Consider the following 11983-nt stretch of genomic DNA (forward strand, 5'->3'; position numbering starts at 1 on the left):
AATCCGAATGGAAAACCGCGGTGTTTTCTGCGATGTGGACGCCTGCGCCCACAACATCGACTGCCAGAAATGTGATCTGAGCCAGATCAAGATCACCCACCACAGCGACAGCGCATCCGGGGTGGATACCCCGCACTTCTGCCAGAGCTACGAACAGAAGTAACACAGCCCACAGGGCGGTGCAAAACGGCCCCTTTGCGAGGAGAATCTTCGCAGAGGGGCCGTTTTTGTGTGCCCGGCAATCAGCCGGTGTGTACAAACTTGGGATAAATCCGCTCCATCCGGGCGTCGTCAAAGTGTTCGTCCAGATACACCGCCAGTTTGGTGTCGGCGGGTTTGCCCTCGATGCGGGCGGTGTAGCGGGACAGCGCCGCCGAGCTCACCGCCATGTTGGTGCACATGAACACCACCAGGCACCAGGTCAGCACGGTGCCCAACCGGCGGGGAAGCTTCTCGATGCCGGCGGACAGCGGGGGATAGAAGACCTTGAACCAGGCCACCGCCGCAAAGCCCCAGAAAAAGCAGTACAGCAGGTTGATGCGTCCGCCCAGGTTGAAGGGAATCTTGCTGTAATCCCAGAACACGGCACCGAAGACGATCTCAGTAAAGACGCTGCACAGATACTCATAGGCGCCGCCCAGCAGGGTGCCGGCCACAAACAGCCAGCTGGCGCTCTTGTCCTTGTAGCGGTAGAGCAGCAGGGTCACCATGGCGATGGCCAGCCCCCACACGATGGAGAAGGGCCCCCACACCAGGCTGGACCGGCTCATCCATTCCCCGGCGGTGATGCGGCAGAAGATGGTCTCGGCCACATCCCCCAGAAAAGCCCCGATGACAAAGAGCAGGAACAGCTTGTAGAAGCTGCACCCTTCGGCAAAGACGGTGCTTTTTTCCCGCTTGGGGCGCACAAAGTTGGCCTGGGGATAGGCCTTGGTCATGCGGCGCTCGGTGCGGCCCAGCACCCACATGCCCAGCTTCAGGGTCAGACCGGCCAGACGGTTGTGGACTTCCCGGGCCTGGTCGAACCGGTGGCGGATACCCGCCAGGGTCAGAACTGTGCCGACGCCGTCCAGCGCCAGCAGAACCAGCAGCACCCAGATCAGGATCTGGCCTGCCAGAGCGGGGAGCAGGGCAAACAGGTTCAGCAGCAGCGGTGCCACCCACTTGACGGCCACCACGCCCAGAATGCCCCAGAATACCGAGGCGGTCAGGCAGATATAGCCGTCCAGGTTGAATTTGCGGTTGGAATAGTCCCACCAGCGGGCGTCGCTGAACCGTTCCAGAATGTGCCCGCCGACCCATTCCACCGCGGTGGCAATGACCGCGCTGAACAGGAAGAGGAAGAACCAGCTGTCCATAGCCAGTTCCCGCAGACCGACGGTGATGATGCAGCCCGCCACACCGTAGATCAGGCACAACGGCCCGCCCAGCACGCCGCGGTCCTGGTAGCGGCGCTGCCGGATGGCGGTGAAGAGCACTTCGGCCAGCCAGCCGAGGAAGGAATAACAGAAAAAGAGCCAGAGAAGGCCAAAAATTGTCATGAAAAGTACCTCTCGGTTTCAAAAGGGAGGGGCGGAAAGAAGCTCAGGTGTCGGGTTCGCAGCGCAGCCGCTGCCCGGCGGTGTCCTCGCTCACATAGTGGGTCAGGCGGGACATCTGGTTGTCCAGGGGCTCGCCCCGCAGATACCGGCCCAGGTTGTGGGCAAAGATGTCCACGATCAGATCCAGGGTGCGGGGCAGGCTGAACCGCCCGGAAATGTGGGGGGTGATCAGCACATTGGGCAGCTTCCACAGGGGATGGTCGGCGGGCAGGGGTTCCGGGTCGGTCACATCCAGGGCCGCACCGAACAGATGCCCGCTGCGCAGGGCTTCGGTCAGGGCGTCGGTGTCCACCGCCGTGCCCCGGCCCACGTTGATCAGGATGGACCCGGGCTTCATCCGGGCAATGCGGGCGGCGTCAAACAGATGGGCCGTCTCGTCGGTGCCGGGCAGGCTCAGGGCCACCAGGTCGGCTTCGGGCAGTTCGGCGTCCAGATCGGCCTGGCCCACCACCCGTTCGCAGTAGGCGGGCCAGCTGTCCGGAGCGTGGCGGCGTACCCCCACCACCCGGGCCCCCATGGCGTGGGCCCGGCGGGCAAAGCTGGAACCGATGTCCCCCAGCCCCACGCACAGCACCCGGCACCCGTCCACACTGCGCACCGGCCGTTCGATGGCATCCCACTCACAGCGGTTCTGCCGGTCCCGGTACAAGAACAGGTCCTTGCACAGCCCCAGCCACATGCCCAGCATCCACTCGCTGATGGCCAGGCCGTAGGCGCCGGTGGCATTGGTCACAAAACAGCCTTCGGGCAGCACCCCCGGTGCCAGATAGGGGTCCGGCCCCGCAAAGTTGCTCTGGAACCATTCCAGGTGGTCGCTTTTCCGGATGATCTCCACCGGCACATTGCCCATGATCACATCCGCCCACAGGATGTCCTCCTCGGTGGGGTGGGCGGTGATATGCATCTCGGTGCCCGGGGCGGCCCGGTGCAGCCGGTCACATTGTTCCTCGTTCAGGGGCAAAGCCACCAGAATCCGTTTCATTGTTCTGCCTCCTTCCGGCGGGCCGCCGCCTGGCGTTCCCGCTCCTCTTTGCTGAAGATGCACCCGCAGTAATCCTGCCGGTACAATCCATATTCGTCGCTCAGGGTCAGGCTGCGCTTGTAGCCGTCCTTTTTGCGGAACTCGCTTTGCAGGTACCGCACCCCGTATTGCTGCCCCAGCTCGGTGCCGATGGTGTTCAGCCGCACCGGGTCCTTCATGGGGGAGATGGACAGGGTGGTGGTGAACCACTCAAAGTCGTGGGCGGCGGCGTAGCGGGCGGCCTGTTCCAGCCGCAGCCGATAACACACGGTGCATCGCTCGCCCTTTTCCGGCTCGTTCTCCAGCCCGCGCACGGCGGTGTAGAACTCCTGGGGGTCATAAGGCAGGCGCACCACCGTGATGCCTCGCCCGGCGTACCCGGCGTCCTGCACAAAGCGGTCCAGCTCATCCGCCCGGCGGTGATATTCCGCCGGCGGGGCAATGTTGGGGTTGTAATACAGGATGGTCACCTGAAAATCATCGGCCAGGCGCTCCAGAGTGGCGCTGGAACAGGGCGCGCAGCAGGCGTGGAGCAGCAGCCGGGGGCGGCGGCCTTCGGCCTTCAGGGCGCGGATGGTCTTTTCCATTTCCAGCTCATAGTTGATGCGGTTGGGCATAGGCGTTCTCTTTTCTGTATTTGTTCATAGAGTTTTTGAAGTTCTTTCGTAATTTCTTGAAAGAACCATCACTTTTTTGTCACATATTCCGGGTATTCTGTAAGTGTTCCCAAAAGGAACATCCGGGAACAGGGACCCGGATTCACAGTCCGCTGGGAAGCAGACAAACTTTTTCATCCACTCCTCTTTCTCTTTTCTTCTTTTCGGGAACGGCGTGTCGGAACAGGGACCGACACGCCGTTTTTGTTTGTCCCGAAATCAGAACCCTTTATTTCAGGAGGGATCGCCAGTCGTCCTCCCTGTCCAGAAACTGCTCGGACAGGGTTTCCTCACAAAAGACCCGCAGGGTGTTCTGCATCCCTTCTGCCAGAGACAGGCGGGGCAGATCGGCCAGGGGCACCCAGAAGACATCCCCCTCCGGGGAGGAAACCAACTCCCCGCGGAAGGTATGGGTCTTGTACAGCAGCACCAGATAGCGGGAGCCGTCCTCCTGCATCCAGTCCTTGACGCCGCACAGCCGCAGCTGAGAGACGGTGAGGCCCGTCTCCTCCCGCACTTCCCGGATGACCGCATCGGTGAAGGATTCGCCCCGCTCCACATGGCCGCCGGGAAAGGTGATTCCCGGCCAGTCCGGGTCCAGACGGTTCTGCACCAGCACGTTGCCGGCTCCGTCGCAGATCATGCACATGTTGGTAAACACGGCGGGTTCCTGTCGGTTCATGATTTCTCCTTCCGTGTTTGATGAAAAAGCGGGCCCATACGACAAATGCCACCGGCAAAACGCCGATGGCATTTGTTGTTTGGATTCTGGTGCCGGTGGTGGGGGTCGAACCCACACGGTATTGCTACCAACGGATTTTGAGTCCGTCTCGTCTGCCAATTCCAACACACCGGCATGACTCCATCATTATAATATATGCCGCCGGGAAAAGCAAGCAAATTTTTGCCTGGCCCCGTACAAAAAAGGCCGCCGCCGGGCAAAAAGCCCGGTACGGCGGCAAACCGATAGCCAGGCGCGCCGGTCACATCTTGTGGTCGGCAAAGATGGGATCATCTTCCCAAAGCACCACATGCCCGGCCTGGCGGGTGCGGTTCATGTCGATGATGCGCTGGTTTTTGGAACCGCGGAACCGCAGGGTGATGTCCTTCTCGTCAATGAGGAACTCTCCGTCCACCAGCACGTCGATCAGGCCCAGCATCTCGTCGGTGACTTCGCACCGGGCGGCGCTGGGAGCAAGCAGTTCCTTCTCATAGCTGTTGCCGGTGTAGCACCAGATGGTCTTGTGGGGGTACAGCACCCGCACGTCGTGCAAAAAGGGGACCAGGGCCCGCTGGTTTTCCGGCTCAAAGGGTTCGCCGCCCAGCAGGGACAGTCCGTCGATGTATTCCGGCGCCAGGCTGGCCAGGATTTCGTTGCGCACGGCCTTGTCAAAGGGCTTGCCGTAGCAGAAATCCCAGGCCACGGCATTGAAGCATTCCTTGCAGTGGCGGCGGCAGCCGGACACGAACAGGCTGGTGCGCACCCCTTCGCCGTTGGCAATGTCGCAGTATTTGATGTTGGCGTAATTCATGGATGAGCCTCTTTCTCTCAGGGGAAAATGGTGATACAATATCTTGTAGCCGGAATGGATAACCGGCCCCGTATCTGGATAAAATCAGCTTATACAGTATACCAGCCGCCCAACCAAAGCGCAAGGGGAAAATTCCATGACGTGCCAAAAAATAACGATGACAAGTCAAAATGAAAAACTAGCCCATTTTTGCCAAAAATCCGGGCCGAAATTCAGCGTTTTTGCAGGCGGGGCGCTTTTTTGCGTCGGAACGTCAAAACCTTGTTATTTTGGGGCTGTCTGTTGCTGTGGACACAATATCTTGTGGTATTTTCCCTTGACTTTCCCTGTAGGATAGGGTAAGATAAACTTGCTCGCACGAGGCGGAATATACAAATTGTAATATTTCGGCTATATATTCACTTACTGCGCCCCCGGCGAGAGGGGTTTGCCATAGAATTATTGAGGGAGAATCACCATGAAGATCATCAAGCGCAACGGCAGCGAGGTCGTGTTCGATATTTCCAAGATCATCGCGGCGGTGACCAAGGCGAACAATGTGGTGCCGGCCAACCAGCGTCTGACCAAGGAGCAGATCATCGCCATTGCGGACGAGGTGCAGGATGTCTGCAGCAAGCGCAACCACGCCATGAACGTGGAGGAAATCCAGGACCTGGTGGAGAACGCCATCATGGAAGCCGGCGCCTATGAGGTGGCCCGCAAGTATATCACCTACCGGTATGTGCAGAGCCTCAAGCGCACCCACAACACCACCGACGACCGCATCCTGGCCCTGATCGAGTGCAACAACGAGGAAGTCAAGCAGGAAAACTCCAACAAGAACCCCACGGTGAACTCGGTCCAGCGTGACTACATGGCCGGCGAGGTTTCCAAGGACCTGACCATGCGTATGCTGCTGCCTCCCGAGGTGGTCAAGGCCCATGACGAGGGCATCATCCACTTCCATGACGCCGACTACTTTGCCCAGCACATGCACAACTGTGATCTGGTCAATCTGGACGACATGCTGCAGAACGGCACCGTCATTTCCGGTACCCTCATCGAAAAGCCCCATTCCTTCTCCACCGCCTGCAACATTGCCACCCAGATCATCGCCCAGGTGGCTTCCAACCAGTATGGCGGCCAGAGCATCAGCCTGACCCACCTGGCTCCCTTCGTGGACATCAGCCGCAAGAAGATCCGCCGGGATGTGGAAGCCGAGATGAAGGAGCTGGGCATCAACCCCGGCGAGGAGAAGCTGTCCGAGATCGTGGAAGCCCGCCTGCGTGAGGAGATCAAGCGCGGCGTGCAGACCATCCAGTATCAGGTGGTCACCCTCATGACCACCAACGGTCAGGCGCCCTTCATCACCGTCTTCATGTATCTGAACGAGGCCGGGGACAACCAGCGCCTGAAGTCCGACCTGGCCATCATCATCGAGGAGATGCTCCGCCAGCGCTACCAGGGCGTCAAGAACGAAGCCGGCGTCTGGATCACCCCCGCCTTCCCCAAGCTGATCTACGTGCTGGAGGAGGACAACATCCGCGAAGGCACCCCCTACTTCTACCTGACCAAGCTGGCCGCCAAGTGCACCGCCAAGCGGATGGTTCCCGACTACATCAGCGAAAAGAAGATGCGGGAATACAAGCTGTCCAAGGGTGAAACCGAAGGCCACGGCGACGTGTACACCTGCATGGGCTGCCGCAGCTTCCTCACCCCGGACCGCTCCGGCAACGGCTGGGACAACGTGGCCAACGCCAAGAACTACGAACCCGGCAAGCCCAAGTACTACGGCCGCTTCAACCAGGGCGTGGTCACCATCAACCTGGTGGACGTGGCCCTGTCCTCCGGCGGCGACTTCGACAAGTTCTGGAAGATCTTTGACGAGCGTCTGGATCTGTGCCACGAAGCCCTCATGTGCCGCCACAACCGCCTGAAGGGCACCCTGTCCGACGCCGCCCCCATCCTGTGGCAGTACGGCGCCCTGGCCCGCCTGGAAAAGGGCGAGCCCATCGACAAGCTGCTGTACGGCGGTTACTCCACCATCAGCCTGGGCTACGCGGGCCTGTATGAGTGCTGCAAGTATATGACCGGCAAGAGCCACACCGACCCGGCTGCCAAGCCCTTTGCCCTGCAGGTCATGCAGCATATGAACGATGCCTGCTCCAAGTGGAAGGCGGAATCCAACATCGACTTCAGCCTGTACGGCACCCCGCTGGAATCCACCACCTACAAGTTTGCCAAGTGCCTGCAGAAGCGCTTCGGCATCGTGCCCGGCATCACCGACCGCAACTATATCACCAATTCCTACCACGTCCATGTGGCCGAGGAGATCGACGCCTTCACCAAGCTGAAGTTTGAAAGCGATTTCCAGCGTCTGTCCCCGGGCGGCGCCATCAGCTATGTGGAAGTGCCCAACATGCAGGACAACCTGGCCGCTGTCATCCGTGTCATGCAGTTCATCTATGAGAACATCATGTACGCCGAGCTGAACACCAAGAGCGACTACTGCCAGGTCTGCGGTTACGACGGCGAAATCAAGATCGTGGAGGACGACGGCAAACTGGTGTGGGAGTGCCCCCACTGCCATAACCGTGACCAGAACAAGCTGAACGTGGCCCGCCGTACCTGCGGCTACATCGGCACCCAGTTCTGGAACCAGGGCCGCACCGCCGAAATCAAGGACCGCGTGCTGCACCTGTGATTCTTCCCTGAAACAAAATGAAAGCCCCACCTTTTGCGCTGTGCGTGCAGAAGGCGGGGCTTTTTTGTGGGCGGTATTTGTGCTATACTTACCGGTAACAGGATGTGCAACACCAAGACAGGGGGAGTTTTTCATGCAGAAGGTTATCATTGACGTGATTGTGGATATGCAGAACGACTTTGTCACCGGGGCCCTGGGCACCGCCGAAGCCCGGGCCATGGCCGGACGGCTGGCGGCGGAAGCCCGGCGGGCAGCGGGGGAGGGGCATGCCCTCTTCTTCACCCTGGATACCCACGAAGCGGACTATCTGTCCACCCGGTAAGGCAAGAAGCTGCCGGTGGAACACTGCCTGCGGGGCACCCAAGGCTGGCAGCTGGTGCCGGAAGTGGACGCCGTGGCCAGGGAGCACGACCCGGCCTGCCCGGCCAAGGTCCTGGTGGAAAAGCCCACCTTCGGCGCCAGTGACCTGCCCGCCGCCATCCAAAAGTTTTTAACAGAAAAGGGCACCACGGTGGAAAAGTTCCGGGTGTACGGCGTCTGCACCGACATCTGCGTTATCTCCAACGCCATGCTGCTGCGGGCTTTCTTCCCCGAAACCCCCATCGAGATCCTTGCCGGCCTGTGCGCCGGGGTTTCGCCCCAGGCCCACGAAACGGCGCTGAAAGCCATGGGCGCCTGCCAGTTTGACCTGCTGGACTGAGCCTTTCTTACAAAGACAAAAGACAAAACAGCCCCGCCGCAAAGGGATATACCTTGCGGCGGGGCTGCTGTATTGCCTATGAATGATTTTACAGGGCGCAGGGGACAAAGCCGTCCTTGCCCAGCACCTGCACATGGTCGTAGCCCAGGGCCTTCAGCTGGGCGGCGGCCTCCTCGTAGCCGAAGGTCAGGGCCTTGGCCTCGTGGGCGTCGGCGGTGATGATCACCTCGCCGCCCATCTCCTTCCAGGCGCGCAGGATTTCTTCCCCGGGGAAGAAATCGTCCCGGTATCCGCGGTACACCGAGGAAGTGTTCACTTCCAGCACGCAGCCGTTGGCGGCCGCCGCCTCCAGGGCTTTGCGGGCCGCGGCCATGTAGCGGGGGCTGGTCTCATCAAAGAACTTGTTGCCCTTGTTGATCTTCTTGATCAGGTCGATGTGGCCCAGAATGGGGGGCTTGTGCTCGGCCACCTGGCGCACGTTGTCGAAGTAGGCTTCCACAACGGCCAGGCCGTCGCCGTCGAAATCGTCCTGAATGCAGGCGGCCAGGTCGGCCTCCCGGAAATCGATCTCATAATAACGCCCGGTCTTGGGACCGCGCACGTAGTGGGCGCTGCCGATGAAGTAATCGTAGGCGGTGGGGTCGTCGTCGCTGAACAAATCCCATTCCAGCCCGCACAGGATATCGAGCTTGCCCGCATAGCGCTCCTTGAGCTTGGCCACCTGCGCTTTGTACAGGGCGGTGCGGCTCTGGGTCATGCAGTATTCGATATCACAGGGGGTGTGGCTGTGGCCGGAAAAACCCAGGGTCTTCAGCCCGGCATGCCAGGCGGTGACCGCCAGTTCATCCAGGGTGTTTTTGCCGTCGCACAGTTTGGAATGGACATGTACCGAACTCAGTTTGTATTCGTCAGCCATCTCACTGCATCCTCTCCTGTTTTACTTTATGATCGACCACGTGGCGTTTTTCCAGCTCACGGGTGATGTCTTCCACCGAGATACCCAGCTCGATCATCAGCACCAGCACATGATAGGCCAGGTCGCTGATCTCGAACACGGTCTCTTCCTTGTCGCGCTTGGAGCCCGCAATGATCACTTCGGTGCTCTCCTCGCCGACCTTTTTCAGGATCTTTTCCAGGCCCTTGTCAAACAGATAGCTGGTGTAGCTGCCTTCCTTGGGGTCGGTCTTGCGGCCCTCGATCAGGTGATACAGCCCCTCCCAGGTGAACTGCTTGAGCTCCTCCGAAACGTAGACCGGGTTGAAGAAGCAGCTTTCGGCGCCGGTATGGCAGGCGGGACCGCTCTTCACCACCTCCACCACCAGGGCATCCTTGTCGCAGTCGGCGGTGATGGACACCACCTTCTGCACATTGCCGGAAGTTTCGCCCTTGCGCCAGATTTCCTGGCGGCTGCGGGACCAGAAGACGGTGCGGCCCTCCGCGATGGTCAGGGCCAGGGTCTCGGCGTTCATGTACGCCAGGGTCAGCACTTCTTTGGTGTAGTGATCCTGCACGATGGCGGGGATCAGCCCATGTTTGTCAAATTTCAGTGTACGGGAAGTTTCGGTATATTCCATGAGAAAAAACTCCTGCTCATTATAGATATGAGATACTTATAGTGTACAGCGGCGGCGAACATTTTGCAAGAGGGGACAGAGGGGAAAGCTGTCAAAGACGCATTTCGATCCCGTTTTCGCGCAGATATTGTTTCAGCTCCCGGATATCCACCTGCTTGGTGTGGAAGATGGAGGCGGCCAACCCGGCGTCCACCGCCGGATGGTTGCGGAAAAGTTCCAGAAAATCTTCCCGGCAGCCTGCCCCGCCGGAAGCGATGATGGGCACGGCGCACCGCTTGGAAACCTCGTCCAGCAGTTCCAGGTCAAAGCCGCTCTTGACCCCGTCGGTGTCAATGGAGTTGACCACCAGTTCCCCGGCGCCGTTTTTCACCCCCTGTTCCAGCCAGTCCAGGGCGTCGATGCCGGTGTTTTCCCGGCCGCCCTTGGCGAACAGACGGAAATGCCCGTCCACCCGCTTGATGTCCGCCGAAAGCACCACGCACTGGTCGCCGTAGCGCTGGGCGGCCGCCGAGATGATGGCGGGATTTTTGATGGCGCCGGAGTTGACGCTGACCTTGTCGGCGCCGCATTTCAGCACCCGGTCAAAGTCTTCCAGGGTGGCAATGCCGCCGCCCACCGTCAGGGGAATGAAGATTTCGGAAGCCACCTTGCGCAGAATGTCGGTGAAGAGGGTGCGGCCCTCCACGCTGGCGGTGATGTCGTAAAACACCAGCTCATCCGCCCCGGCGGCGTTGTAGTACCGGGCCATCTCCACCGGGTCGGCCATGTCCCGCAGCCCTTCGAAGTTGACCCCCTTGACCACCCGGCCGTTCTTGACGTCCAGGCAGGGGATGATGCGTTTTGTAACCATAGTTTCCGCCCCTTTCAGCCTTCAAAGCGGCGCACGGCCTCGGCCAGGTCGATGGCGCCGGTGTAGATGGATTTGCCCAGGATGGCCGCATGGCAGCCCATGTCCTGCAGCCGGGCCAGCTCCTCCATGCGGGCAATGCCGCCGGAAGCGGTGATCTCCACCCCGGGAATGGTTAAAAGATCCCGGTACAGCTGCATGTTGGTGCCCTGCATGGTGCCGTCGCGGGAAATGTCGGTGACGATGAGGGCTTTGACCCCGGCATCGGCACAGCGGCGGCAGAAATCCAGCCCCGGCTCGGGGGTGACTTCCTTCCAGCCGCTCACCGCCACATAGCCGTCTTTCATGTCCACGCCCACAACAATCCGGTCGCCGTAGGTGCGGGCCATGCGGGCGGTGAAGTCAAAGTCCCGCACTGCGATGGTGCCCAGGATGCAGCGGCCCACTCCCAGGGCCAGATAGTCCTCGATGCGCTGCTGGTCCCGGATGCCGCCGCCCACCTCCACAAACAGGTCGCCCGCGGCGGTGATGCTTTGGATGGTGGCAAAGTTCACCGCCTGACCGTCCTTGGCGCCGTCCAGGTCCACCACATGCAGGTACTTGGCCCCGGCGGCCGCAAAGTCCTTGGCCTGGGCCACCGGGTCGGGGTTGTAAACGGTCATCTGGTCGTAGTCGCCCTGGTACAGCCGCACGGCCTGGCCGCCCCGCAGGTCAATGGCAGGATACAGTTTCATACAGCGCCCTCCTCACAGTTCGGCAAAGGCCCGCAGAATCCGCAGGCCGGTATCGCCGGATTTTTCGGGGTGGAACTGGGTACCGTACACCAGCCCTGCCCGCACGGTGCCGGTTACCGGAATGCTGTATTCGCTGGTGGCCAGGGTGTTGTCGGCGCAATTCTTGGCGTAGTAGCTGTGCACATAGTAGACATATTCGCCGTTCCTGACGTACCTGAACAGCGGGTCCTTGGCTCCCGCCGGGGTCAGGTCCAGGGCGTTCCAGCCGATGTGGGGCACTTTCAGGGACGGGTCTTTCAGATCATCGGCCAGCGGACACACCTGCCCGGGCACCAGGCCCAGACCTTCGTGCTCGCCGTACTCATAACTTTTCTCAAACAGCAGCTGCATGCCCAGGCAGATGCCCAGCAGCGGGGTGTGCTTGGTTTCCTCCCGCAATACCGGTATAAGACCGGTGGCCTGCAGCTTGGCGGCGGCGTCCGCAAAGGCGCCCACCCCGGGCAGCAGGATATGGGTGGCGCTGCGCAGGTCCTCGGCTTCGTGGGTCACCCGCACTTCGGCGCCCAGGCTCTTGACGCTGGAAGCCAGGCTGAACAGGTTGCCTACCCCGTAATCCACAATGGCAATCATCTGAA

14 protein-coding genes and 1 tRNA gene are annotated in these 11983 nt (G+C 60.5%); 4 read left to right on the top strand and 11 right to left on the bottom strand.

The window, feature by feature from the left end; translation table 11 throughout:
* Window positions 1-7: 7 nt before the first annotated feature.
* Window positions 8-163 (top strand): DUF1540 domain-containing protein, encoded by a 156-nt coding sequence (locus H6B15_RS04820; RefSeq protein ID WP_204646662.1) that lies wholly within the window; start codon window positions 8-10, stop codon window positions 161-163.
* A 79-nt stretch (window positions 164-242) separates the two neighbouring features.
* Here the strand turns inward: H6B15_RS04820 and H6B15_RS04825 are convergent, their stop codons facing one another.
* From H6B15_RS04825 to nrdG, 6 genes are all read right to left on the bottom strand, one after another.
* Entirely contained in the window at window positions 243-1541 is a 1299-nt protein-coding gene (locus tag H6B15_RS04825) for a putative ABC transporter permease (RefSeq protein ID WP_204646664.1), read from the bottom strand.
* Between the two features lie 43 nt (window positions 1542-1584).
* Window positions 1585-2583, bottom strand: a complete 999-nt coding sequence (locus H6B15_RS04830) for a D-2-hydroxyacid dehydrogenase (RefSeq protein ID WP_204646665.1) — start codon at window positions 2581-2583, stop codon at window positions 1585-1587.
* Window positions 2580-3239 (bottom strand): epoxyqueuosine reductase QueH, encoded by a 660-nt coding sequence (locus H6B15_RS04835; protein ID WP_204646666.1) that lies wholly within the window; start codon window positions 3237-3239, stop codon window positions 2580-2582. Before H6B15_RS04835 ends, H6B15_RS04830 begins: the two co-directional genes overlap by 4 nt.
* Before the next feature lie 268 nt (window positions 3240-3507).
* Complete coding sequence (locus H6B15_RS04840) at window positions 3508-3960, bottom strand: 8-oxo-dGTP diphosphatase (RefSeq protein ID WP_204646667.1); 453 nt, start codon at window positions 3958-3960, stop codon at window positions 3508-3510.
* Window positions 3961-4047: 87 nt separating this feature from the next.
* A tRNA-Leu gene (locus H6B15_RS04845) sits at window positions 4048-4134 on the bottom strand.
* A gap of 127 nt (window positions 4135-4261) precedes the next feature.
* Window positions 4262-4810, bottom strand: coding sequence for an anaerobic ribonucleoside-triphosphate reductase activating protein (nrdG, locus tag H6B15_RS04850; RefSeq protein WP_204646668.1), 549 nt, complete (start codon window positions 4808-4810; stop codon window positions 4262-4264).
* 457 nt (window positions 4811-5267) lie between these two features.
* Here nrdG and nrdD point away from each other — a divergent pair, with 457 nt between their 5' ends.
* The 3 genes from nrdD (at window position 5268) to H6B15_RS15460 (ending at window position 8193) form a co-directional block, all read left to right on the top strand.
* Window positions 5268-7493 carry an anaerobic ribonucleoside-triphosphate reductase gene (nrdD, locus tag H6B15_RS04855; RefSeq protein ID WP_204646669.1) on the top strand — a complete coding sequence of 742 codons (2226 nt, stop codon included), beginning with the start codon at window positions 5268-5270 and terminating at the stop codon, window positions 7491-7493.
* Window positions 7494-7626: 133 nt separating this feature from the next.
* Window positions 7627-7815, top strand: coding sequence for a hypothetical protein (locus tag H6B15_RS15455; protein WP_243424288.1), 189 nt, complete (start codon window positions 7627-7629; stop codon window positions 7813-7815).
* A 15-nt stretch (window positions 7816-7830) separates the two neighbouring features.
* Window positions 7831-8193, top strand: coding sequence for a cysteine hydrolase family protein (locus tag H6B15_RS15460; protein ID WP_345941936.1), 363 nt, complete (start codon window positions 7831-7833; stop codon window positions 8191-8193).
* A gap of 88 nt (window positions 8194-8281) precedes the next feature.
* On the opposite strand, the gene H6B15_RS04865 is transcribed toward H6B15_RS15460, so the two are convergent.
* From H6B15_RS04865 to hisH, 5 genes are all read right to left on the bottom strand, one after another.
* Entirely contained in the window at window positions 8282-9109 is an 828-nt protein-coding gene (locus H6B15_RS04865; protein ID WP_204646670.1) for a histidinol-phosphatase HisJ family protein, read from the bottom strand.
* A gap of 1 nt (window position 9110) precedes the next feature.
* Window positions 9111-9767 carry a bifunctional phosphoribosyl-AMP cyclohydrolase/phosphoribosyl-ATP diphosphatase HisIE gene (gene hisIE / locus H6B15_RS04870; protein ID WP_204646672.1) on the bottom strand — a complete coding sequence of 219 codons (657 nt, stop codon included), beginning with the start codon at window positions 9765-9767 and terminating at the stop codon, window positions 9111-9113.
* A gap of 91 nt (window positions 9768-9858) precedes the next feature.
* Entirely contained in the window at window positions 9859-10617 is a 759-nt protein-coding gene (gene hisF / locus H6B15_RS04875; RefSeq protein ID WP_204646674.1) for an imidazole glycerol phosphate synthase subunit HisF, read from the bottom strand.
* A gap of 14 nt (window positions 10618-10631) precedes the next feature.
* Window positions 10632-11348 carry a 1-(5-phosphoribosyl)-5-[(5-phosphoribosylamino)methylideneamino]imidazole-4-carboxamide isomerase gene (hisA, locus tag H6B15_RS04880; RefSeq protein WP_204646676.1) on the bottom strand — a complete coding sequence of 239 codons (717 nt, stop codon included), beginning with the start codon at window positions 11346-11348 and terminating at the stop codon, window positions 10632-10634.
* A 12-nt stretch (window positions 11349-11360) separates the two neighbouring features.
* Complete coding sequence (gene hisH / locus H6B15_RS04885) at window positions 11361-11978, bottom strand: imidazole glycerol phosphate synthase subunit HisH (protein WP_204646678.1); 618 nt, start codon at window positions 11976-11978, stop codon at window positions 11361-11363.
* Window positions 11979-11983: the final 5 nt, after the last annotated feature.

It is taken from the genome of Gemmiger formicilis, from assembly GCF_016900095.1.
Lineage (GTDB): Bacteria > Bacillota > Clostridia > Oscillospirales > Ruminococcaceae > Gemmiger > Gemmiger formicilis_A.